The sequence below is a fragment of the Pantoea stewartii subsp. stewartii genome, assembly GCF_008801695.1.
GTDB classification, from domain to species: domain Bacteria; phylum Pseudomonadota; class Gammaproteobacteria; order Enterobacterales; family Enterobacteriaceae; genus Pantoea; species Pantoea stewartii.
In genome coordinates this window covers 23,384-45,329 of record NZ_VZPF01000022.1, presented here as the reverse complement: position 1 = coordinate 45,329, position 21,946 = coordinate 23,384, and the positions used below count along the sequence as shown (strand labels likewise).

At 53.0% G+C, this 21,946-nt stretch carries 18 protein-coding genes, 3 tRNA genes and 3 pseudogenes; 9 read left to right on the top strand and 15 right to left on the bottom strand.

Going from position 1 to position 21,946, the window contains the following annotated elements:
- Nucleotides 1–5: 5 nt before the first annotated feature.
- From hfq to nnr, 6 genes are all read right to left on the bottom strand, one after another.
- Complete coding sequence (hfq, locus tag F7Q90_RS08325) at nucleotides 6–320, bottom strand: RNA chaperone Hfq (RefSeq protein ID WP_006120943.1); 315 nt, start codon at nucleotides 318–320, stop codon at nucleotides 6–8.
- Nucleotides 321–424: 104 nt separating this feature from the next.
- Entirely contained in the window at nucleotides 425–1,375 is a 951-nt protein-coding gene (miaA, locus tag F7Q90_RS08320) for a tRNA (adenosine(37)-N6)-dimethylallyltransferase MiaA (RefSeq protein WP_006120944.1), read from the bottom strand.
- A complete protein-coding gene (mutL, locus tag F7Q90_RS08315) occupies nucleotides 1,368–3,212 on the bottom strand; it encodes a DNA mismatch repair endonuclease MutL (RefSeq protein WP_006120945.1) in 1,845 nt (614 codons plus the stop codon). The genes miaA and mutL overlap by 8 nt, the downstream gene beginning before the upstream one ends.
- A 49-nt stretch (nucleotides 3,213–3,261) precedes the next feature.
- Nucleotides 3,262–4,938 carry an N-acetylmuramoyl-L-alanine amidase AmiB gene (amiB, locus tag F7Q90_RS08310; RefSeq protein ID WP_006120946.1) on the bottom strand — a complete coding sequence of 559 codons (1,677 nt, stop codon included), beginning with the start codon at nucleotides 4,936–4,938 and terminating at the stop codon, nucleotides 3,262–3,264.
- Nucleotides 4,935–5,411 carry a tRNA (adenosine(37)-N6)-threonylcarbamoyltransferase complex ATPase subunit type 1 TsaE gene (tsaE, locus tag F7Q90_RS08305; protein ID WP_006120947.1) on the bottom strand — a complete coding sequence of 159 codons (477 nt, stop codon included), beginning with the start codon at nucleotides 5,409–5,411 and terminating at the stop codon, nucleotides 4,935–4,937. The genes amiB and tsaE overlap by 4 nt, the downstream gene beginning before the upstream one ends.
- Complete coding sequence (gene nnr, locus F7Q90_RS08300; protein WP_006120949.1) at nucleotides 5,408–6,928, bottom strand: bifunctional ADP-dependent NAD(P)H-hydrate dehydratase/NAD(P)H-hydrate epimerase; 1,521 nt, start codon at nucleotides 6,926–6,928, stop codon at nucleotides 5,408–5,410. Before nnr ends, tsaE begins: the two co-directional genes overlap by 4 nt.
- Between nnr and queG the strand changes: the two genes are divergently transcribed.
- Nucleotides 6,927–8,066 carry a tRNA epoxyqueuosine(34) reductase QueG gene (gene queG / locus F7Q90_RS08295; protein WP_006120950.1) on the top strand — a complete coding sequence of 380 codons (1,140 nt, stop codon included), beginning with the start codon at nucleotides 6,927–6,929 and terminating at the stop codon, nucleotides 8,064–8,066. The two genes, nnr and queG, sit on opposite strands and share 2 nt — an antisense overlap.
- 342 nt (nucleotides 8,067–8,408) lie before the next feature.
- Here the strand turns inward: queG and F7Q90_RS08290 are convergent.
- The 4 genes from F7Q90_RS08290 to orn all read right to left on the bottom strand — a co-directional run bounded on the left by F7Q90_RS08290 (nucleotide 8,409) and on the right by orn (nucleotide 9,390).
- Nucleotides 8,409–8,484 (bottom strand) — tRNA-Gly (locus tag F7Q90_RS08290).
- A gap of 26 nt (nucleotides 8,485–8,510) precedes the next feature.
- Nucleotides 8,511–8,586, bottom strand: a tRNA-Gly gene (locus tag F7Q90_RS08285).
- A gap of 26 nt (nucleotides 8,587–8,612) precedes the next feature.
- Nucleotides 8,613–8,688 (bottom strand) — tRNA-Gly (locus F7Q90_RS08280).
- A 153-nt stretch (nucleotides 8,689–8,841) separates the two neighbouring features.
- Nucleotides 8,842–9,390 carry an oligoribonuclease gene (gene orn / locus F7Q90_RS08275; protein WP_006120954.1) on the bottom strand — a complete coding sequence of 183 codons (549 nt, stop codon included), beginning with the start codon at nucleotides 9,388–9,390 and terminating at the stop codon, nucleotides 8,842–8,844.
- Nucleotides 9,391–9,489: 99 nt separating this feature from the next.
- Here orn and rsgA point away from each other — a divergent pair, with 99 nt between their 5' ends.
- From rsgA to mscM, 3 genes are all read left to right on the top strand, one after another.
- On the top strand, nucleotides 9,490–10,539 hold the full coding sequence (gene rsgA, locus F7Q90_RS08270; protein WP_006120956.1) for a small ribosomal subunit biogenesis GTPase RsgA: 1,050 nt from the start codon (nucleotides 9,490–9,492) through the stop codon (nucleotides 10,537–10,539).
- Nucleotides 10,540–10,631: 92 nt separating this feature from the next.
- Nucleotides 10,632–11,528, top strand: coding sequence for an archaetidylserine decarboxylase (gene asd, locus F7Q90_RS08265; RefSeq protein ID WP_006120957.1), 897 nt, complete (start codon nucleotides 10,632–10,634; stop codon nucleotides 11,526–11,528).
- Nucleotides 11,529–11,539: 11 nt separating this feature from the next.
- The gene (gene mscM / locus F7Q90_RS08260; protein WP_006120960.1) at nucleotides 11,540–14,878 is read left to right on the top strand and encodes a miniconductance mechanosensitive channel MscM; all 3,339 of its coding nucleotides are present in this window, start codon (nucleotides 11,540–11,542) and stop codon (nucleotides 14,876–14,878) included.
- 137 nt (nucleotides 14,879–15,015) lie between these two features.
- On the opposite strand, the gene mdh is transcribed toward mscM, so the two are convergent.
- On the bottom strand, nucleotides 15,016–15,954 hold the full coding sequence (mdh, locus tag F7Q90_RS08255) for a malate dehydrogenase (RefSeq protein WP_006120961.1): 939 nt from the start codon (nucleotides 15,952–15,954) through the stop codon (nucleotides 15,016–15,018).
- Between the two features lie 527 nt (nucleotides 15,955–16,481).
- Between mdh and argR the strand changes: the two are divergent.
- The 4 genes and pseudogenes from argR (at nucleotide 16,482) to yhcN (F7Q90_RS08235) (ending at nucleotide 18,406) form a co-directional block, all read left to right on the top strand.
- A pseudogene (gene argR, locus F7Q90_RS08250) lies at nucleotides 16,482–16,953 on the top strand (transcriptional regulator ArgR).
- A 485-nt stretch (nucleotides 16,954–17,438) separates the two neighbouring features.
- On the top strand, nucleotides 17,439–17,702 hold the full coding sequence (gene yhcN / locus F7Q90_RS08245; protein WP_006120963.1) for a peroxide/acid stress response protein YhcN: 264 nt from the start codon (nucleotides 17,439–17,441) through the stop codon (nucleotides 17,700–17,702).
- Nucleotides 17,703–17,775: 73 nt separating this feature from the next.
- A complete protein-coding gene (locus F7Q90_RS08240; protein WP_006120964.1) occupies nucleotides 17,776–18,048 on the top strand; it encodes a YdgH/BhsA/McbA-like domain containing protein in 273 nt (90 codons plus the stop codon).
- 94 nt (nucleotides 18,049–18,142) lie between these two features.
- The gene (gene yhcN, locus F7Q90_RS08235; RefSeq protein WP_006120965.1) at nucleotides 18,143–18,406 is read left to right on the top strand and encodes a peroxide/acid stress response protein YhcN; all 264 of its coding nucleotides are present in this window, start codon (nucleotides 18,143–18,145) and stop codon (nucleotides 18,404–18,406) included.
- A gap of 205 nt (nucleotides 18,407–18,611) precedes the next feature.
- Here the strand turns inward: yhcN (F7Q90_RS08235) and F7Q90_RS08230 are convergent.
- The 4 genes and pseudogenes from F7Q90_RS08230 to aaeX form a co-directional block, all read right to left on the bottom strand.
- Nucleotides 18,612–19,108, bottom strand: a pseudogene (locus F7Q90_RS08230) (Rpn family recombination-promoting nuclease/putative transposase); the annotation flags it as partial.
- Nucleotides 19,108–19,629, bottom strand: a pseudogene (locus tag F7Q90_RS08225) (FUSC family protein); the annotation flags it as partial. The pseudogenes F7Q90_RS08225 and F7Q90_RS08230, both read right to left, overlap by 1 nt.
- Nucleotides 19,630–19,638: 9 nt before the next feature.
- Nucleotides 19,639–20,571 (bottom strand): p-hydroxybenzoic acid efflux pump subunit AaeA, encoded by a 933-nt coding sequence (aaeA, locus tag F7Q90_RS08220; RefSeq protein WP_006120969.1) that lies wholly within the window; start codon nucleotides 20,569–20,571, stop codon nucleotides 19,639–19,641.
- Nucleotides 20,572–20,578: 7 nt separating this feature from the next.
- Nucleotides 20,579–20,782: a p-hydroxybenzoic acid efflux pump operon protein AaeX gene (gene aaeX / locus F7Q90_RS08215; RefSeq protein WP_006120970.1), complete on the bottom strand. Its 204-nt coding sequence runs from the start codon at nucleotides 20,780–20,782 to the stop codon at nucleotides 20,579–20,581.
- A 229-nt stretch (nucleotides 20,783–21,011) separates the two neighbouring features.
- On the opposite strand from aaeX, the gene aaeR reads away from it, so the two are divergent.
- Nucleotides 21,012–21,929: an HTH-type transcriptional activator AaeR gene (aaeR, locus tag F7Q90_RS08210; protein WP_006120971.1), complete on the top strand. Its 918-nt coding sequence runs from the start codon at nucleotides 21,012–21,014 to the stop codon at nucleotides 21,927–21,929.
- Nucleotides 21,930–21,946: the final 17 nt, after the last annotated feature.

Sequence of the window (21,946 nt, the reverse complement as noted above, 5' to 3'; positions counted from 1 at the left end):
CCGCCTTACTCTGCGTTATCACCGTCTTGTTGTGGCTGCAACTGAGCAGACGTATTGCTGCCGCCGTGATGGTAATTGTTGTTGCTGCCACCGCCGGTATTGTTGCTATGGTGAGAAACCGGACGTGAAGGCACAACAGTAGAGATGGCATGCTTATACACCATCTGACTTACCGTGTTTTTCAACAAAATAACGAACTGATCAAAGGATTCAATCTGACCTTGCAGCTTGATACCGTTGACCAAATAGATCGAAACCGGAACACGTTCACGACGCAGTGCGTTCAGAAACGGGTCTTGTAATGATTGCCCCTTAGCCATTCTATCTTTTCCTTATATGCTTGTTGTTTGTTGCTTGTAGAACACAGTGGTTCTGAAAAAAACTGCGTAAAAATTTGCGCACGTAACTTGCCAATTGTACACAATCACCCATGCTTCGCACTAACAACCTGAAGTACTGTATCACGCGCTAAGTGAGGTTCATCACTGTCTAACCAGTGAATGTTCTCCCAGCCACGTAACCAGGTCATCTGCCGTTTAGCGAGTTGCCGGGTTGCGCAAACTCCCCGATAAACCATTTCGTCGTAGTCGATCTCGCCCGCTAAATAAGACCACATCTGGCGATAGCCGACACAACGAATGGAAGGCATATCCGTATGCAAATCACCTCGTGCAAACAGGGCCCGAGACTCCGCTTCAAATCCTGACGCCAACATCTGGTCGAAACGCAACGCGATGCGTTGATGCAACAGCTCGCGGCTCGCGGGGGCGATAGCAAACTGGTGAACATCGTAAGGGAGCGCTTCGCCGGAAATTTTAGTCAGTTCCGTTAAAGTTTTACCCGAAATAAAAAAAACTTCCAGTGCTCGCGAAAGTCTCTGCGGATCATTCGGATGAATACGACTGCCTGCGACCGGATCAATTTCGCAAAGTTGACGATGTAAAGCTTCCCAGCCTTTTTCACTCGCCATTTGCTCTATTTTTTGGCGGACATCCGGATCGGCCGAGGGCAGCGGCGACAATCCTTCAAGTAACGCCTTGAAGTAGAGCATAGTTCCACCAACAAGCAACGGAATTCGTCCATGCTGAACGATATCCGCCATTTCTGCTAACGCGTCTCGCCGAAACTCCGCTGCCGAATAGGCCTCAGCAGGATCGCGAATGTCCAGCAAACGATGGGGTGCCAGCGCCAGCTCCTCCGCAGAAGGCTTCGCCGTACCGATGTTCATCTCTCGATAAATCAGAGCAGAATCTACGCTGATCAGTTCCACCGGCAACTGTTTACGCAGCTCAATCGCTAATGCGGTTTTGCCTGACGCTGTCGGCCCCATCAAAAAAATCGCCTTTGGCCGGCCAGCCTGGTTTAATTCACTCATGCTTCAACGCGTTTATCGCGCTCTCAATCTCGATGGCTTGCAACAAGCCTGAAGGTGGCGATTTCAGCAGCTGTGGACAAAGCCTTTCCAGCTCCGTCAACAGCGTAATCGCCTGGGAGTGATTCCAGTTCTGAGGCTCTGCATCCTCTCGTCGCGCCAGCCACTGGGCCAGTTGCGTCGCAGAGTTCTCTTGCTGTCGGGCGAGATAGCCTAACAGTTCAGGAATCAAGATTTGTAAATTTTGTGTTCGTAACGGTAAAGGCACGGCGCGCAAGATAATGTGGTCGCCCTTCGGATGCAAATCAATGCCCATCTGGTTAAGCAGACTGAGATTGTCCTGTGCCGCCTTGCGCTCTGCCGAGGCGATTTTTAACCGCACAGGAATCAAAAGCGGTTGTGCTTTTAATCCACCTTCCTGCGGCTCTAACTGGGCCTGTTTTAACCACCGCGCCGCCACGGGCAGGGCTAATAACAGTAAAGTCTGGTCCTGCTCCAGCACGGCATACTGATCTGCCAGCACCGTCAGTACGCGACCAAAACTGTGCAGATGCGCTTTCACAGGCGCTGGCGTGATCGTCGCCTCACGTGGCGGCGAGACCGGCGCTTTTGCCGCAGTGGCAGGAGGGGCTGCGGTATCCAGCAACTGCTGATAAACCTTGCCTTCACGCGGGCGATAACCCGGCTCTTTACTTTGCCAACCCGCCCCACCGGTTGTGCCACCACTGTTACGCGGCGTTGCCGCAGGCTGGCTGAAATGATTGCCGCCTGCGGCCTGGCGGTTTTCCTGTTGCCAGCGTGGTGCAGGCTCCTCTGCCTGTACGGCTGGCAGAACGGGCGCCGCACTTTCCTGCAAGACGCTCATGACGCCCTGGTAGATAAAATCATGCACCAGACGTGACTGATGAAAACGCACCTCATGTTTTGCCGGGTGGACGTTGACGTCGACCTGGTGAGGATCGATCGTCAGATAAAGCACATAGGCGGGCTGTTGATCGTCCTGCAACTGGCTCTGAAACGCCTGCCGGATGGCATGGTTGATGAACTTGTCACGCATCATGCGGCCATTAACATAACAGTACTGGATGTCGCTGATCTGACGAGAGCCGGCGGGATCGGCAACCCAGCCGCGCAGAGCTAAATCGTCATGCTGCCAGTCGATTCGCAGTGCGTGCTGCATGAAGGTCGTGCCACAAATCGCGCCAAGGCGACGTTCACGCTGGCGCTCATCGTTAACCGCCCGGTACTGACGCATCAGCTTGCCGTTATGGTTCAGAGAAATCGCCACGTCAAACCGCGCCAGCGCAATGCGACGGATGACTTCATCAATATGACCAAACTCGGTTTTCTCAGTACGCATAAACTTGCGGCGCGCTGGCGTATTGTAAAAAAGGTCAAGGACTTCCAGCGTCGATCCACAGGGATGCGCGGCAGGCTTGAGGGTCACCTGCATATCACGGCCTTCCGCGTACGCCTGCCAGGCTTCGCTTTGTTCGGCCGTGCGCGACGTCAGCGTCAGGCGGGAAACCGAGCTGATACTGGCCAGCGCTTCCCCACGGAACCCCAGGCTCATAATGGCTTCCAGATCGTCCAGTGATGCAATTTTGCTGGTTGCATGGCGAGCCAGCGCCATCGCGAGTTCATCTTTTGCGATACCACAGCCGTTATCGCGGATGCGGATGAGTTTTGCACCGCCCTTTTCGATATCCACATCTATTCGCGTTGCCCCCGCATCAAGGCTGTTTTCCACCAGTTCCTTCACAACCGATGCGGGGCGCTCAACCACTTCTCCGGCGGCAATCTGGTTAGCGAGTTGCGGCGGTAAAATTTGTATTGGCATGCGGGATATCCTTGTAGCTGGTTGCCCGGCCTGCTGGCCGGGCCCACAATCAGGATGCAGGGATTTTCAGGTTTTGACCCAACATCACGTTGGTTGATTTCAGGTTATTCGCCTGAAGGATCGATTTCGGGCTGACACCGTAATGGGCGGCGATGCTGCTCAGTGAATCACCACGAACCACCTTATGTCGGATCGGGCGACGGGGAGTCGTTGCAGCTGGCGTTGTCCTGCTGGCTACCGCGCTGGCAGGCACTTTCAGTCGCTGTCCCACCCAGACGACATCGCGCTTCAGGGTATTCATCTGCCGTAACGTTGCCATACTTACGCCATATTTTGCTGCAATACCGGACAGCGTCTCTCCACGTGTCACGGTATGCCGCTGCACAGCGCCCGTATACTGCGTCTCACCGGTAGCCGGATTACTGGCTACGCTGACCGCTGGCGACGAGCCCAGCGGCCGGTTTTCCTCCTTTGGGACCGATTGTAGCGGGTGCGCCAGGAAATAAGCGCGCAGTCCTTTATATATTGACTGTGCAATCTTATCCTGGTGTGCGCTACTGCCGAGCAGTCGCTCCTCCGAGGCATTACTGATAAATCCGGTTTCCACCAGAAGCGACGGAATATCCGGCGAACGCAACACGCCAAGGCTGGCATGCTCCGGTAAACGTTTGTGTAATGATGTCACACCGCGCAACTGTTGGATGACTTTCACCGCAATGTCATATCCGACGCGCTGCGAGTGACCAAACTGGAGATCAAGCACCGCCTGGCTCAGATAAGGATCGGCCTGGCTGTTGGCCAGTAAATCTCCGGCCCCGCCCAGGAGCTCAGACTGTTTCTCTTTTTGCTCCAGCCAGTTCGCCATCTCACTGTTTGCACGACGGTTAGACAAGACCCAGACCGAGGCACCTGTGGCCGCATGGCTGGGGGCAGCATCCGCATGGATAGAGACCAGCACGTTGGCATTCGCTTTACGCGCCACGTCTGACCGGCCCATCACTGAAATAAAGTAGTCGCCATCACGCGTCAATACACCTTTAAACATCGGATCATTGTTTAAAAGCACCTTCAATTTACGCGCAATCGCAATAGTGACGTTTTTCTCTTTCAGGCCGTGCTGCCCAATTGCGCCGGGATCCTGACCGCCATGTCCCGCATCAATGGCGACAATCACCGTATCGTTGCGGCTGGACGTGCCACCCGGTACGGCCGTGCTATTGGTATTGGTTACCGTAGTGACCGGATTCGCATTGAACGGATTGCTGGCATTGCGTTGTCGCGTTCGGGTGGGCTGGGATTCTGCCACGGCAGCAGGTGCGCTGCGCGTAACGGCGGGATGCTTACCCTGAATAGTAAAGACAACGCTGTAATTGCTGCCATTGCGCTGTGTCACTGCGCGGGTTTTTCCCGACTGCGTTAGCTCAAAAACCAGCCGGATACTTTGTTTATCTTTTGGCGTGCTGGTACGAATACGCTTTACGATGTTATCGCCGCTAAACGTTAAGGGTAGCCCTTTAATCACGCCACTTTGACGGATATCCAGAACAACACGGTCGGGATTATGTAGGGGAAAATAGGCATAAACCGGCTGGCCAGAAAAACTGAGCGTTACTGTCGCCTGATTCCCGCCATTTGATACCTGAATGTCCGATAAATTAGCGGCAAACAGCGGACCCGCAACCAGTAGCAATCCTGCCACGATAACTGTTTTCATCCATGACATCATGCCGGTGCCCTGCCTTGTTCAATCTGCGTCACCCAGCGCTGTCCCTGTTCGGAATGTGCCACCAGTTCGGCCTCGCGTGCCTCATTGACATAACGCAGCGTTAAGGCGATATCCGGGGGAGGCAAAATACCGGCACCCTGTTGCGGCCACTCCACCAGACAAATCGCGTCATTGGTGAAGTAATCACGAATCCCCATGAACTCAAGTTCTTCCGGATCGGCAAGGCGATAAAGATCAAAATGATAGACAGCCCGCCCGTCCAGAACATACGGCTCAACCAGCGTATAGGTCGGACTTTTCACATTGCCCACGTGGCCGGATGCCTGTAAGAAACCGCGGCTGAATGTGGTTTTTCCCGCACCGAGGTCGCCGTAAAGATAGATAACCGCCGCCCTGCCACAGGCATGCGCCAGTTGAGCACCCAAGTCGAGTGTTGCCGCCTCAGTGGGCAAAGGTATAACACAGCTCTTCATACTTCTTGATTCATCTCTGGATTAACAAACTGCCACAGCAGATCAAATAAGTCTGATGCCAGCATACCGCGCGTGCCCCATAGTGCCGCTCGCTTATCAGCGGCAGCACCGTGAGCGACACAACCTGCGCAGGCAGCATCAAACAGCGCCAATTTTTGTCCCATCAACGAGGCAATAATACCGGTGAGCACATCACCCATACCACCCGATGCCATTCCTGCATTACCCACATCGGCAAAAGCCATCTGACCACTTTCACTGGCAATAATGGTGCCGGCGCCTTTTAAGACCACGACACCACCATAGCGTTTCACCAGTTCCTGTGCAGCATGTAAGCGGTCACTTTCAATTTCGCTGGTTTTAACACCCAGCAAGCGAGCCGCTTCGCCTGGATGCGGCGTTATAATGCGATTCTGACGTTTCTCTGCCTTTATTGCCAGCAAGTTAAGCGCATCAGCATCCCAAAGCATCGGCTTTTCAGCGCTTTTAACCTTCTCCAGTGCATTCTGGCCCCATTCACGCTGTCCCAGCCCCGGTCCAATCGCAATGACATCCGCCCAGGCGATGCCATCATCCAGGCGCGTATCCGTCAGCTCGTCCACCATCACTTCCGGGCGCGCGGTAAGAATGGGCGCAATATTATCCTTGTGAGTAAGTACTCGCACCAAGCCGCTACCGGTGCGTAGCGCTGCTTCCGCAGACATCCGAATAGCGCCCGTGGTTCCACTGTCCCCACCAATAATCAGCAGGCGGCCCTGATCACCTTTATGGGAGGTCGCCTTACGCGGCTTAAGCCACTGGCGTAAACTGTGTGCATCGTATCGGGCCATGGGGGGCTGCTGTGCTGTCAGAAAGTCGTGTAAACCCAGACCGGCGAAATAAAGTTGTCCGACACAATCCCGTGCTTTACCGGTGAGCTGTCCGGGTTTTAACGCGATCACGCTCACCGTATGCGTGGCTTCTGTCGCCTCACCCGGCGTCATGCCGTTTTCTGCCGACAGGCCGGATGGCATATCGATGGCCACGACCGGCGCGCTATGCTGATTTATCTGTGCAATCAGGGTCGATAAAGGCTCAACCGGCGCCCGTGAAACGCCAGTGCCTAACAACGCGTCTACGATCACGTCGACGTTTTCAGGCCAGGCGGCGTCGGGCGCGTGAATTTCGCCGCCCGATTCAAGCCATCCGTCTCGCGCAGTACGCGCTTCGTCGGGTAAAGGTTTACTGCCATCGCACGCCAGCAACGTCACCTGTTTACCTGCAGCCTGAGCCAACCGGGCAACAACATAGCCATCGCCTCCGTTGTTGCCGTGACCGCACAACACCAGCCAGTGCTGAGCTTCTGGCCAGTGCGCCATAATATGTTCATATACCGCCTGACCTGCACGTAACATCAGCTCGTAGAGCGTAATGCCCAGCGCATCTGCCCCCTCGCGCTCAAGTTGTTTCAGCGCCTGCGCAGGCCAGACAGAGTGTGGTAAACTGCCGCGGTTTCTCTTCGGATTCTGGTTAGTCATGTCATACCCTCTGGATCTTGATCAACTCGCTCAACACATTAAGCAGTGGGGACGCGATCTGGGCTTTCAGCAGGTCGGTATTACCGATACCGATCTCAGCGCAGAAGAACCGCGTCTGCAAGACTGGCTGGATAAGCAGTACCATGGCGAAATGGAATGGATGGCCCGCCATGGAATGATGCGCGCACGTCCGCATGAACTGCTACCCGGCACGCTGAGGGTGATCAGCGTTCGCATGAACTACTTGCCCGCGAAAGCCGCGTTTGCCAGCACGCTGAAAAACCCACAGTTGGGTTATGTCAGCCGTTACGCGCTGGGCCGCGATTACCACAAAGTATTGCGCAATCGCCTGAAAAAGCTTGGAGAAATGATCCAGACGCACTGTGGCGAAAGCCAGTTTCGCCCGTTTGTGGATTCTGCGCCGCTGCTTGAACGCCCGCTGGCGGCGAAAGCCGGACTGGGCTGGACCGGTAAACATTCGCTGATCCTGAATCGTGAAGCCGGTTCGTGGTTTTTTCTGGGTGAACTGCTGATCGATCTGCCCCTTCCCATCGATACGCCGCAGGAAGAACAGTGTGGGCGCTGCGTTGCCTGCATGACCATTTGCCCGACGGGCGCGATTGTTGAGCCCTATACCGTCGATGCGCGACGTTGCATTTCCTACCTGACGATCGAACTCGAAGGAGCTATACCGGAGGAGTTTCGGCCGCTCATGGGAAACCGGATTTATGGCTGTGACGACTGCCAGTTGATTTGCCCCTGGAATCGCTATGGGCAGTTGACTGACGAAGCCGATTTTTCGCCCCGCGCCGCGCTGCATGCGCCAGAGTTAACCGCGCTCTTTCAGTGGGATGAAGCTAAATTCCTGCGCATTACTGAAGGGTCCCCTATTCGGCGCATTGGTTATCAGCGCTGGTCCCGTAATATTGCCGTCGCGCTGGGCAATGCACCCTGGCATACAGAGATCCTTAGCGTCCTTGAGCAACGACGTGGCGAAAGCGATCTGCTGGACGAACATATTGAGTGGGCCATCACGCAACAGTTACATAAGCGAAAAGCGCTGGCGATCGATGTTCAACCCGCGCAGCAAAAACGGCTGGTGAGAGTTATTGAAAAGGGATTACCACGTGATGCCTGATTGCGCAACTGTCCAGAAAACAGGGATTTCCACATCCTGTGAATAAAAATAAAAACGCGTTGTCATTCAATCGTAATAACACAACTGACAGAAAAGAATAACATAATGAAATATTATTATTTCATTAAAAATCAGTAATTTAAATAAAATTTGTGTTATTTTGCAAATGCGTCTACCGTCTGGCTTAATTCACAAACCTGTGGATAACTCTGTTTAAAACAAAATTTCAGAAGGGCGAAAACGGCACAGACAACGCGATAACGGCTGTGGATAACTGGACTGAATTGTCGTTGATACTGCTGCCAGCCTGACAGGCTGTTAACAAAAACGTGACGATAAATCTGGAGCGGGAAACGAGACTCGAACTCGCGACCCCGACCTTGGCAAGGTCGTGCTCTACCAACTGAGCTATTCCCGCATAGAAGGGCACTGCAAAACACATTTTGGAGCGGGAAACGAGACTCGAACTCGCGACCCCGACCTTGGCAAGGTCGTGCTCTACCAACTGAGCTATTCCCGCATAGTAGGATACTGCTAAACATCATTTGGAGCGGGAAACGAGACTCGAACTCGCGACCCCGACCTTGGCAAGGTCGTGCTCTACCAACTGAGCTATTCCCGCGCCTTGTACCGTCATAAATTCTTCACTGGTACGGGGTGCGCATTATACGAGAAATCGCTGCTGCTGCAAGATGCTGACAACAAAATTTTGCGCTTTTAACGCGTTTGCTGATTATTGCAGCAACATGGCGATTTCCTGTGCACCCTTTGCTGGTTAAAGCTGCAAAAAGTGTTGACGGTAATAAGCAAGCTCGGCAACAGACTCACGAATATCGTCCAGTGCCTGGTGCGAACCCGTCTTTTTGAAGCCTGGCAGGATGTCTGGCTTCCAGCGGCGAGCCAGTTCTTTCAGTGTGCTGACATCCAGATAGCGATAATGGAAGTAGGCTTCCAGCTCCGGCATGTACTTAAACAAAAAACGGCGATCCTGGCCGATACTGTTGCCGCAGATCGGCGAGGTATTGGCTGGCACCCACTGTTTCAGAAATTCGATCGTTGCCTTTTCAGCAGCACGGTCATCTGTCTGGCTGGCTTTAACGCGCGCAACCAGTCCACTGTTAGTATGAGTACGGACGTTCCAGTCATCCATCAGGCTCAGTTGTTCATCAGACTGATGAACCGCCATCACCGGCCCCTCCGCCAGAATATTCAGATCGGCATCAGTCACCAGAGTGGCAATCTCAATGATACGATCGCGTTCCGGATCGAGCCCGGTCATTTCCAAATCAATCCAGATTAAATTATTTTCGTTTCCAGTGGCCATGCTATTACCTGTGGTTGCTGAGTCGTCATTCGTCATCAATAAGGTGTATCATAGACGTTTTGCCCCTATGGCGAAATCCAGCTAAACCGGTGAGGGTGAGTGAGTAAAAATAAACTGTCGAAAGGTCAACAACGCCGCGTAAGCGCTAACCACGATCGTCGTTTAAATCAGCGCAAAACGCGCCCGGAAGCGGACGATAATTTATTTGGTGAAGATGCTGAGGGCATTGTGGTCAGCCGATTTGGCATGCATGCCGATGTCGAAGACAGTGCGGGCATTACGCATCGCTGCAATATTCGCAGGACGATTCGTTCACTGGTGACGGGCGATCGTGTGGTCTGGCGCCCTGCCCTCAACGGCGGCAAAGGCATTGTTGAAGCGGTGCATGAGCGCACCAGCGTACTGACACGTCCTGATTTTTACGACGGCGTTAAACCTATTGCCGCGAACATCGATCAGATTATTATCGTGTCGGCCATTTTGCCCGAGCTCTCCCTGAACATAATTGACCGCTATCTGGTCGCCAGTGAAACGCTGGATATCGAGCCGCTGCTGGTGCTCAATAAAATCGACCTGCTGGATGATAAAGCCCGCACGTTTGTCGATGAGCAAATGGCGATCTATCGCAAGATTGGTTATCGGGTCTTAATGGTCTCCAGCCATGAGAAAGCCGGTCTGAGTGAATTGCAGGCGGCATTGATTGACCGGATAAGTATCTTTGCGGGACAGTCCGGCGTCGGCAAGTCGAGCCTGTTGAATGCCCTGCTCGGTTTTGATCAACAGGAAGATACGGCCATTCTGACCAATGACGTGTCCGACGTGTCGGGTCTGGGTCAGCATACGACGACAGCATCCCGGCTTTATCATTTCCCCGACGGCGGCGATGTGATCGATTCGCCCGGCGTTCGTGAGTTCGGTTTATGGCATCTGGAGCCGGAACAAATCACCCGGGGATTTGTCGAATTCCGTGAGTTTTTAGGCGAATGCAAGTTCCGTGACTGCAAACATGGCTCGGACCCTGGCTGTGCCATCCGTGAAGCCGTTGAGCAAGGAAAAATCGACGCATCCCGCTTTGACAACTATCACCGCATTCTGGACAGTATGGCGCAGGTGAAAGTCCGGAAAAACTTTGCTGAGAGTGAAGATTAAGGCCAGTAACAGCGTAGTCGCCATCTGACCGGGGCGCTGCTACAATCCGCCCCCATTTTGTCAATGTTATAAAAGATAGCCAGGAGGCTAGGGTGTTTGATCGTTTTAAACTTGGCTTGAACCACATTCTCCCCAAAAAATGGCTGACTGAACTTGCTGGCTGGGGCGCAAGCCGTCGCGGCGGCTGGCTTACTAAGCTGGTGATTGACGGCTTCGTCTGGTTTTATAAAGTCGATATGACTGAAGCACGTAAACCGGATACCGCCAGTTACCGCACCTTCAACGATTTCTTCGTCCGCCCGTTAAAGGATGAGGCGCGCCCTGTGGATCCGGATGCGAGCCTGATTGCGCTGCCTGCGGACGGTGCCATCAGTCAACTTGGGCATATCGAAGGCGACCAGATTTTTCAGGCAAAAGGCCACTACTATACGATCGACGCGCTGCTGGCAGGGAACGAGCAACTGGCCGCGTTGTTTCGTGAGGGTGAATTTATCACGACGTATCTGGCACCGCGTGATTATCACCGCGTCCATATGCCGTGCAACGGCATCCTGCGTGAAATGATTTACGTGCCAGGCGATCTTTACTCAGTGAATCCTCTGACCGCACGCAACATCCCTAACCTGTTTTCCCGTAACGAACGGGTCATTTGTTACTTCGAGACCGATATGGGACCGATGGTACAGATCCTGGTGGGCGCGACTATCGTCGGGAGCATTGAAACCGTTTGGGCTGGCACGGTCACGCCACCACGCGAAGGCATTATCAAACGCTGGCACTATCCGGCCGCCGACCACGACGGTGCCGTTGTTCTGCTTAAAGGCCAGGAAATGGGCCGCTTCAAGCTGGGCTCGACCGTGATTAACCTGTTTGCGCCTGGCCGTGTCAGGCTGGCAGAAAGCCTTGAGGCCGAAAGCAAAGTCCGGATGGGACAACCTATGGCGGTCGCCCTGCCTCTGGCCACCACACCGTCTGACGCTGTCGAATAAGAGTAAGCCCTGTGTTCGTACGCGCGTTCCTCTGTTTGCTGCTGAGCCTGGGGCTCAGCAGTACTACGTTTGCCGCCAGCCTGCCAGATGCCAGCCAGCTCAGACAACAGCTGGAAGAAGTCAAGTCCGCTAAAAACGCCACTTCGCAAACCGATCAGATTCAGTCGCTTGAAGCTGCACTGGCGGCCCTTTCTGAACGTGATGATGCTGTTGAGCGCGCGCAGCAGTATCAACAGGTCATTGATGATTTTCCGCGTCTGGCACGCGAGCTGAGACAACAAATCGCCTCACTCAACGACAGTGTGAAGACGGTACGCAGCACAATGAGCAGTGCCGAGCTGGAACAAGAGATTCTGCAAATCAGCAGTCAGCTGATTGAGGAAGGACGCCAGGCTCAACAGGAGCAGGATCGGGCCCGTGAGATCAGCGATTCCCTGTCACAACTGCCGCAGCAGCAAACGGAAGCACGTCGGGCGCTGACGGAGAGCGAGCGACGTCTGCAGAGCGCGGGCAGCCCTGCCACGCCAGCCGGCCAGGCACAGCTGATGGCCCGTCAGGCAGAAAATGCCGCGAATAAGGCCCGGGTGGATGAGTTTGAGCTGGCGCAGCTGTCGGCAAATAATCGTCAGGAACTGGCGCGCATGCGCGCCGAAGTCCACCAGCGTAAGGTCACCCAGCTCGATAATTATCTTCAGGCGCTGCGTAATCAACTTAATGAGCAACGTCAGCGCGAGGCAGAAACTGCACTGGCCCGGACAGAACAGCTGGCGGAAAACAGCGGTGATCTGCCGCCAGCGATCAGTAAACAATTTCACGTTAACCGTGAGTTATCTGGCGCACTAAATCAGCAGGCGCAGCGAATGGACCTGGTGGCCTCACAACAACGCCTCGCTACCAATCAAATCATTCAGGTCCGCCAGGCACTGTCCACGTTACGGGAACAATCTCAATGGCTGGGCGCATCCAGTCTTCTCGGTGATGCTCTTCGCGCGCAGGTCGCACGATTACCTGACATGCCGAAATCTCAGCAGATCGACAATGAGATGGCCCAGCTTCGTGTTCAGCGACTGCATTATGAGGATTTGCTCGAACAGCAAAACGTATTGCGTAAGGCCCATCAGCCCGACGGACAGCCTTTTACCAGCGAACAAAAGCGGATTCTGGATGCGCAGCTTAAAACGCAACGCGAACTGCTTAACTCGTTGATTTCGGGCTGCGATACGCTGATTCTGGAAATCACCAAGCTGAAAGTGGCGAACACGCAGCTACAGGATGCGCTAACCGAAGTTAAAGACGCGACGCACCGCTACCTGTTCTGGACGGCCGATGTCAGCCCGATTTCGTTGAGTTATCCCCTTGATGTGGCTAACGGCCTGTCTCACCTGCTGACGCTGGACACACTGGGGCAGCTCGGTAAAGCGCTGGCCATGATGTTTACCAGCCGCAGCACTGTATTACCCATTCTCGGTGCGGTGCTGCTGGTCGGCTTCAGTCTCAGTACCCGCCGTCACTTCAATGCTTTTCTTGAACGCTCAGCCAGTAAAGTCGGTAAGGTGACGCAGGATCGTTTTCGCCTGACAATCCGTACCGTGTTCTGGTCGATTCTGGTGGCGCTGCCGCTGCCGGTACTCTGGGCTACGCTGGGATACGGCCTGCAAAATGCCTGGCCCTATCCTGTCGCCGTGGCGATAGGCGACGGCATCACCGCCACCTTACCTTTGCTGTGGATCTTTATGGTCAGCGCACAGTTTGCGCGCCCAAACGGCCTGTTCATCGTGCATTTCCGCTGGCCTCAGGTGCGTGTTGCACGCGCGATGCGCTATTACTCGTTGAGTATTGGCCTGATCGTGCCGCTGATCATGTTGCTGATTACCTTCGATAACCTTGACGATCGCCTGTTCTCCGCCACCCTAGGGCGGCTGTGCTTTATTTTGATCTGTGGCGCGCTCAGTATTGTGACGGTAAGCCTGAAGCGTGCGGGCATACCGCTTTATCTCGATAAAGAGGGCAGCGGCGAGAATATGATTAACCGCCTGCTGTGGAATCTAATGATCGCTATTCCACTGGTAGCCGCCCTTGCGTCAATGACGGGCTATCTTGAAACCGCGCAGGCGCTGCTCGCCCGTCTGGAAACCTCTGTGGCGATCTGGTTTTTCCTGCTGGTGATTTACCACATCATTCGCCGCTGGATGCTGATTCAGCGACGCAGGCTGGGCTTTGATCGCGCACGCCAACGCCGTGCCGATATGCTCGCCAACCGTGCGCGCAACGAAGAGGAGAAAGATCAGGCCGCACAAAATACTGACGTAATTGAAATTGAAGAGCCTGTTATCGACCTGGACGCCATCAGTGCTCAGTCGCTGCGTCTGGTACGCTCCATTTTGACACTTATCGCGCTGGTATCGGTCATCGTCCTGTGGTCAGAAATCCACTCTGCATTTGGTTTCCTTGAAAATATTCGTCTGTGGGACGTGAATACCTCCGTTCAGGGCGTCGAAAGCATTCAACCTATTACGCTGGGTGCCGTCCTGATTGCCATTCTGGTATTCGTGATTACCACACAACTGGTGCGCAATATGCCGGCTCTGCTTGAGCTTGCGTTACTGCAGCATCTTGATTTGTCACCGGGCACCGGTTATGCCATCACCACGCTGACAAAATATGTGCTGTTGCTGATCGGTGGCTTGCTGGGCTTCTCACTCATCGGCATTGAGTGGTCAAAACTACAATGGCTGGTTACCGGTCTGGGCGTCGGGCTGGGATTTGGTCTGCAGGAGATTTTCGCGAACTTTATTTCCGGCCTGATTATCCTGTTTGAAAAACCGATTCGTATCGGTGATACCGTGACCATCCGCGACCTTACCGGCAGCATTACGCGCATCAATACCCGCGCAACCACGATCACTGACTGGGATCGCAAAGAGATTATCGTGCCCAATAAGGCGTTCATTACTGAGCAGTTTGTTAACTGGTCGCTTTCCGATTCCGTCACGCGTGTGGTGCTGACCATCCCTGCCCCCGCTACCGTTAGCAGTGAAGAAGTCACTACCCTGCTTAAACAGGCGGCAGAGCGCTGCAGCTATGTGCTGGATACACCGCCACCTGAAGTGTTCCTGGTGGATTTACAGCAGGGAATTCAGTTGTTTGAACTGCGCGTGCATGCGGCGGAAATGGGCCATCGAATGCCGCTTCGCCATGAACTGCATCAGCTTATTTTACATGGCTTTGCAGAGCATGGCATTGAAATGCCGTTCCCGCCGTTCCAGATGCGCGTAGAAGCGCTGAGCCGAAAAACGCCGACAGGTAATAGCGCATCGACCACCCGAACGTTCCGCTCAGGTGGGCTCTGAGAATAAAAATTGCCGTAACGGGCCGGTTAAGAGCGGATTGGTGCGCAGCGAGACAGCGCGTAATCTTGTTCAGGTTAGGTATCAGAACGCAATAAAAAACGCCCGGTCGAACCGGGCGTTATGTTGTCTGAAACGCTTTATTGCTTCACAAAGGCTTCGCCCTGCGCGATATCTTTTTTCAGCGTTTCAAGCATGCCTTCCAGTGCCTGCTGTTCAAACGGACTTAATGCGCCGATGGGCTTGCGCTCAGCAACCCCATTCTTGCCCAGCAGCAGCGGTTGGGAGAAGAAGCGGGCATACTTTCCTTCACCTTCAACATAAGCACATTCCACTACGTTCGCTTCGCCATTCAATGCGCGCACCAGCGATAATCCAAAACGGGCAGCTGCCTGGCCCATAGACAATGTAGCAGAGCCGCCACCGGCCTTGGCCTCAACGACCTCAGTACCCGCATTCTGGATACGTTTGGTCAGGTCAGCCACCTCCTGCTCACTGAAGCTGACGCCCGGCACCTGAGACAACAGTGGCAGGATGGTCACACCGGAATGCCCACCGACGACAGGCACTTCAACTTCGCCAGGTTGTTTACCTTTAAGCTCCGCAACGAAGGTGTTTGCACGGATGATGTCCAGCGTAGTGACACCGAAGAGACGATTCTTATCGTAGACGCCGTGTTTTTTGAGCACTTCCGCCGCAATCGCCACGGTCGTATTAACAGGGTTGGTAATGACACCAATCAGCGCCTTAGGGGCGGTAGTCGCCACCTGCTCGATCAGGTTGCTGACGATGCCGGCGTTAACATTAAAGAGATCCGCACGATCCATGCCCGGTTTGCGTGCCACACCCGCGGAAATAAGCACAACGTCGGCCCCTTTCAGGGCTGGTTTGGCATCCTCACCGCTGAACCCCTGCACCTTTACTGCGGTGGGAATATGGCTGAGATCTACTGCCACGCCCGGCGTGACAGGCGCGATATCGTAAAGAGACAGTTCTGAACCTGCTGGAAGCTGGGTTTTGAGTAGAAGTGCGAGCGCCTGGCCTATGCCACCCGCGGCACCGAGAACGGCAACTTTCATTCATAACTCCTTATTAAGGTGGGGCAGAGAAGATCCGATATTCCATCTGTATCAGAGCGTAACCAACGGCTCAGTGGATGACGTTTGTCCGGTGCCTGCTCTACCTGCTTCAATACAGAAGCGCCGGATAAAAAATGACACATCATCTTCCTGTCCCTTACTCGCCAGGTTACTCACGCGAGTCAGGCAATTCCCGGTTCAGGCTTACTTTAGTAACAAATGATGAAGGCATCATTCTCACTAACAGGCTGTAAACATTATACCCGTGAACTGGCAACCGTATTATCCGCAGAAAGAGATCGGCAATGTACATTTTTATTTTCTTACCTCATCAATAATATAACACCTTTGCCTTTTCAGGCTGTGAGCTGGGTTTTGGTCTGAGGAGATTCTTTGCTATTATCGCCGCCCGCGATGATGACCTCGCAGTACAATTAACAACCTATTGCATAAAAATTCATTTATATGCATAATAATGTCTTTGCTGCGGCCTGGTTCGCGGTTTGTCTTACGTATACTGGTAAATTATGCGAAACCCATCGAAACAAGACGATCTGATTAAAGCCTTCAAGGCATTATTAAAAGAAGAAAAATTCAGCTCTCAGGGCGAGATTGTTCAGGCGTCTTCAGGAAGACGGCTTCGAGAACATTAATCAGTCAAAAGTTTCTCGTATGCTGACGAAATTTGGCGCGGTGCGCACCCGCAATGCCAAAATGGAAATGGTTTACTGTTTACCTGCGGAACTGGGCGTGCCGACCACCACCAGTCCCCTGAAGAATCTGGTGCTTGATATTGACTATAACGATGCTCTGGTCGTGATTCATACCAGCCCGGGTGCCGCACAGTTAATTGCACGTTTACTTGACTCATTAGGTAAGTCCGAAGGCATCCTGGGCACGATTGCGGGAGACGACACCATTTTTATCACGCCAGCACGCGCCTTTACTGTCAGGCAGCTGCACGATGCTATTCTGGTATTGTTTGAACAAGAACTTTAGCCTTTATCTCTGACCGGCAGCGCATCTGCCGGTTGATCTGCAGCGCGTCCCTCCTTGTGTTCTCTTCTGTTTAAACGCTCTATTATCAACGAGTTGAGCCTATCTCATTGCCGCTATTTACCTTGTACTATTGGTCATACCCTTTATCCTGACTACTTTTCCACGCTATTTTACACTGCTCTGCACCGCATCGATGGTGCTATCCTTTGAGGTTATGTTCACAAGCAGCCTGATCGACCATAAATTTCCGCACCAAAAGTTAAAGTTGCGCATCTTACTGTTTTTATAAGTAAATACCTGCTAAAGGCCGTTTTTTAACCGCTTTTAATAACGTTTAGTTATAAAAAAATCCCATAAGGTTAAAGTATGACGACAAAACATTATTAGGCAGATATTAATTTCTGCCGTTATTAGTCCTATGCTTACTTTCGTGATGTGAATCACACTAATAAAAAAGAAGAACAGCCACGACGAGGACATCTTTCATGAAAATTAAAACTACCATCGCTGCTTTAAGCATTCTCTCTACCCTGTCATTTGGTGCATCTGCAGCTGAATATGTTTCTGCTGCGGGTGCTCAGAATCTGCAGTCTGTCGGCACTGTGAGCGTTAGTGGTGTCGCCGGTGCACCATCAGATATCAGACAGCAACTGAGTGAGAAAGCGGATCAACACGGCGCTAAAGCTTTTCGTGTTATCGAGGCTTACAACGATGGCAACTATCACGCCACCGCTGAGTTGTACAAATAAAAGCGTTTGAACTGACAGGTAACCAGATGAGACCACATGCTCACTGGTTAATTAACATTGCTGGAGAAGAGTAATGAAAACCACATTAACCTTTGCCGCCCTGAGTTTGGCTTCGCTCCTGTCCTTTGGTGCCCATGCCGCCAGCCCGGTAACAAATCAACAGGCGCAGGAGATGAACCTGCAGCCCCTGAATCAAACCATCACCGTCAGCGGCATCGACGGCGATCAGACGAATGTTCGCCAGGTTCTGTCTCAAAAGGCAGATGCCCAGGGTGCGGGTCACTATCGCGTCATTGAAAATAATCGCGACGATACGTTCCACGTTACCGCTGAACTTTATAAGTAATACATCGACGGCAATCGTGCCGCATCTGAAATTAATCGACAACCCGCTCTGTGTTTTGACTCCGTAGGTTGTTGACAGTTATGAGGAAATAAACATGAACATCAAAGCAACCATCGCAACAGTAAGTCTTCTTTCTGCTATGACATTCGGCGCTTCCGCTGCACAGCTGGTGACCGCCGAACAAGCACAGAACTTACAACCTGCCGGAACCGTAAGCATCAGCGGTGTAGCAGGCTCTCCGATTGATTATCGTGCTCAGCTGTCTCAAAAAGCTGATGAGCAAGGCGCAAGCGCGTACAAAATCATTGAAGCAAATACCGGTGACAGTTATCACCTCACCGCACAGCTTTATAAATAGTTCCTCGTCTGTTCATGGCGAACCCTTTAGCCCCGGTCGCCGGGGCTTTTTTCTGTCTGAAACGGCGAGGCAGAACCTGACAGCCGTAAGGCGCAGGAAAACGGACATCGGCTAACTATCGCGTCAGCGGCACAACACTCAGGCGCGTTAAAAGAAAGGAACTGGCTTTCGCATGAGGTGCTCTGACGCGAAATGGGTGACGTATTTAATGACAGAGTTGCGCTAAGTCGTCATCAGAGAGTGCTGTCATCTCGGCGACAACACGGGGATGCAAACCATTTTGCAGCATCGTGCGTGCGATCTTCAGCGCGGCCGCACGCTCTCCCTCGCTGCGTCCTTTCTCCAGACCACGTTGCTCACCGAGCTGAATGCCCTTTTCAATGCCTTTCTGCTCAAGCTGCTGTGCAATAGTCATCAATGCATCCTCATGTTGCGGTACTCGCTGTGCCAGCGTCCTGACGAAAATGTCGGCGTCGGCTGTTTCGCCTGCCTGCAAGAGATAGTGTACCAACGATATCACTTGCGATGAAGAGAGATATCCAGCCAGTAAGACGGGAGCCAGCTTATCGATGAGTTCTGTCAACTCTCTTTGATGTATATGCTTTGCAGCAATGTTAAAGCCGCCATGCTGCGGTGACCGATAATGTCCTCATCCGGAATAACCGTCACGTCCACCAGCGGAAAAGCGTTGCCATACAGTTCGCATCAATCACTTTTTTAATGGAGCGCGGGGAAAAAATCATGTCTGCCAGAATGGCGCAAAGGATGCCCAGGATAATTTCGCTACAGCGTTCCACCGCATATTGCGGAACCAGCGTAAGGCCGCCGCTGGCGTTTGCCGTGACCACGATAATTAATGCGGTATAGCCCGCGAGACCGAGCGCATAGGAATTTTCGACTTTAATCAGCGACGAAAGCCATACGCAAAAACCGGCCCAGATACAGCACAGCAACAGCATGACCACTGGCGCTCGCACAGTGGCAATCATGATAACCAGGGCGGCAACACAGCCAATTAAAGTACCGATAATACGCAGAAGACCGCGATAGCGTAATGCGCCAGAGTAGGGATCGCCTCCTGCCGCAAACGCCGTTCCCCCTGCAACAATCCCGGCAGTCATCACGGCCCAGCGCGGTGTTTCAAGGTTGAGATGAAAGCCGATCATCAACGCTGCCACCAGCGCAAAGGTCAGCTTTATCGGGAAACGCAGAAATTCGATCATATCGCCCTCTTAACCAAACTCACGCAGGCGGTTAAAGAAGGACATCATGGGTGAAACCGTCTGGTGCGGACGATCCTCCGCGCCAGTAATCACCACGGTCGCCGTCGTGCCGGCAGGGAACTGATTACCAGGCTGCTGATCAAGTCGGATGCGGACCGGTACGCGCTGAGCCAGGCGAACCCATTCCAGATTAGACTGAACGGTTGCCATCCCCTTGCTGTCAACACTGCTGCTGCTGTTGGTTACGCCTGCCGCAATGCTGTCCACGGTGCCACGTAAGGTGATGTTGCTGCCCAATGGCGTGATCTCTGCCCGAAAGCCCGGTCTGACGCCGTGCAGTTTGGTCTCTTCCAGATAGGCCAGCACATAAAAGGAGTGCTGCTGCACCAGGGCGACCGCAACCGAGCCGCGCGTAATGAATTCACCCTGGTAAACATTCAGGTTCGTCACCCAGCCGTCTGACGGTGCCTTAATCGTGGTCCGTTCCAGATCAATTTTCGCCAGATCGCGGGTCGCAACAGATTTCGCCAGCTGGTGTTCTGTGGTTTGCAAATCGTTATTGGATTGCTCGATGGCTTCACGCGACATCGCAGAGGTGCCGAGTTGGTTACGACGTCCGGCCTCACGGCGTTTTTCATTCACCAGCGCCTGGTAATATTCTACGTCCGCCTGGGCTTCATCCAGCGCCTTTTGATAGCGGGGACGATCGACAACAAACAGCGTATCGCCTTTTTTAACGAGCTGGTTGTCATGAACCGGCACATCCGTAATTAACCCAGTGACATCAGGAGAAATGGCCACCACGTCGGCTGCAAATCTGGCATCACGCGTCCAGGGCGATTCGGTGTAGAACACCCAGGCACGGAATATGATGATAACGGCGATGATGACCAGCAGGATGGTGATCGCGTAACGCGCGATTTTTCTTATAAGCGTGTTCACGTAAACCTCAAACGAATAAACGGGATACTAAATAAAATACACAGCAGTAGAGAGCTGTATTGAAGAGTGCCGGGTGCCAGACAAGATCGTAAATACCACTGGGCGTCAGCACGCGTTTCACCAGCCAAAACAGCATAAGTGAAACGATGAGTTCGATAAAAATGGGCGGAAAAGAGAGCCCAAACATAACAAAGACCGGAAGTACACTCATTAAAAATCCTTAGTTCGACACGGCCGGGATAGTCCACCGCCTTGATCGACGCAAAAGCCTGCGCCCTAAGCCACATCTGAACTACGGCTGGCTTAATAATAGCGTATCATCGGGTGTTTTCAGGTAATGAAGCGTCGCCAGGTGATACCCCGGTACGCTTATAGTAACGCGCTTAACTATACGTTTTCTACTGAATGTGATCTAAATCACTTTTTAGCCAGAGTAAACAATGGAACGACTTAAAGGTATGTCGATATTTGCCAAAGTGGTTGAATTAGGTTCTTTCACGGCGGCCGCACGACAGCTTCATCTCAGCGTGTCATCCATCAGCCAGATAATCGCCAGGCTGGAAGATGCCCTTCAGGTTAAGTTACTCAATCGCAGCACACGCAGCATTGGCCTGACCGAAGCGGGGAAAATTTACTATCAGGGTTGCCGCCGCATGCTGGCTGAAGCCAGCCAGGTACATGAGCAGTTATATGCGTTTAATAATACGCCTGTCGGGGTGTTACGGATTGGCAGTTCCTCCACGATGGCGCAGAACGTCCTGGCCGGCATGACCAGTGATATGTTGCGTGACTATCCCGGCCTGAGTGTCAATCTTGTCACCGGCATTCCTGCCCCCGATTTAATCGCCGATGGCCTGGACGTGGTTATTCGGGTGGGCGCATTGAAAGATTCCAGTCTGTTTTCACGCAGGCTGGGCGCAATGCCCATGGTGGTGTGTGCCGCTAAATCCTACCTGGCGCAGCATGGAACACCCGAAAAACCGGCGGACATTACAAAATTCGCCTGGCTGGAATACAGCGTCCGCCCCGACAACAATTTTGAATTGATTGCACCCGAAGGCCTTGTGACTCGTTTGTCACCTCAGGGGCGTTTCGTCACCAATGACTCCCAGACGTTAATTCGCTGGCTTAAGGCAGGCAACGGCATCGCCTATGTCCCGATGATGTGGGTGGCAGATGAGATCAAGAGCGGAGAGATCGATATTTTATTCCCACACTATCAATCCGACCCGCGTCCGGTTTATGCGTTATACACCGAAAAAGACAAGCTGCCGCTGAAAGTTCAGGTCTGTATCGACTACCTGACGCACTACTTTGAACAGGTTGCCGAGCAGTACAAGCAGCACCGAAAGACATAGCCCTTCGCCTTTAGCAA

Bases quoted from the DNA above. Each gene is read 5' to 3' on its own strand.
- hfq (WP_006120943.1), bottom strand. From the start codon at position 320: ATGGCTAAGGGGCAATCATTACAAGACCCGTTTCTGAACGCACTGCGT.
- miaA (WP_006120944.1), bottom strand. From the start codon at position 1,375: ATGAGTGAATTAAACCAGGCTGGCCGGCCAAAGGCGATTTTTTTGATG.
- mutL (WP_006120945.1), bottom strand. From the start codon at position 3,212: ATGCCAATACAAATTTTACCGCCGCAACTCGCTAACCAGATTGCCGCC.
- amiB (WP_006120946.1), bottom strand. From the start codon at position 4,938: ATGATGTCATGGATGAAAACAGTTATCGTGGCAGGATTGCTACTGGTT.
- tsaE (WP_006120947.1), bottom strand. From the start codon at position 5,411: ATGAAGAGCTGTGTTATACCTTTGCCCACTGAGGCGGCAACACTCGAC.
- queG (WP_006120950.1), top strand. From the start codon at position 6,927: ATGTCATACCCTCTGGATCTTGATCAACTCGCTCAACACATTAAGCAG.
- nnr (WP_006120949.1), bottom strand. From the start codon at position 6,928: ATGACTAACCAGAATCCGAAGAGAAACCGCGGCAGTTTACCACACTCT.
- orn (WP_006120954.1), bottom strand. From the start codon at position 9,390: ATGGCCACTGGAAACGAAAATAATTTAATCTGGATTGATTTGGAAATG.
- mdh (WP_006120961.1), bottom strand. From the start codon at position 15,954: ATGAAAGTTGCCGTTCTCGGTGCCGCGGGTGGCATAGGCCAGGCGCTC.
- yhcN (WP_006120963.1), top strand. From the start codon at position 17,439: ATGAAAATTAAAACTACCATCGCTGCTTTAAGCATTCTCTCTACCCTG.
- F7Q90_RS08240 (WP_006120964.1), top strand. From the start codon at position 17,776: ATGAAAACCACATTAACCTTTGCCGCCCTGAGTTTGGCTTCGCTCCTG.
- yhcN (WP_006120965.1), top strand. From the start codon at position 18,143: ATGAACATCAAAGCAACCATCGCAACAGTAAGTCTTCTTTCTGCTATG.
- aaeX (WP_006120970.1), bottom strand. From the start codon at position 20,782: ATGAGTGTACTTCCGGTCTTTGTTATGTTTGGGCTCTCTTTTCCGCCC.
- aaeR (WP_006120971.1), top strand. From the start codon at position 21,012: ATGGAACGACTTAAAGGTATGTCGATATTTGCCAAAGTGGTTGAATTA.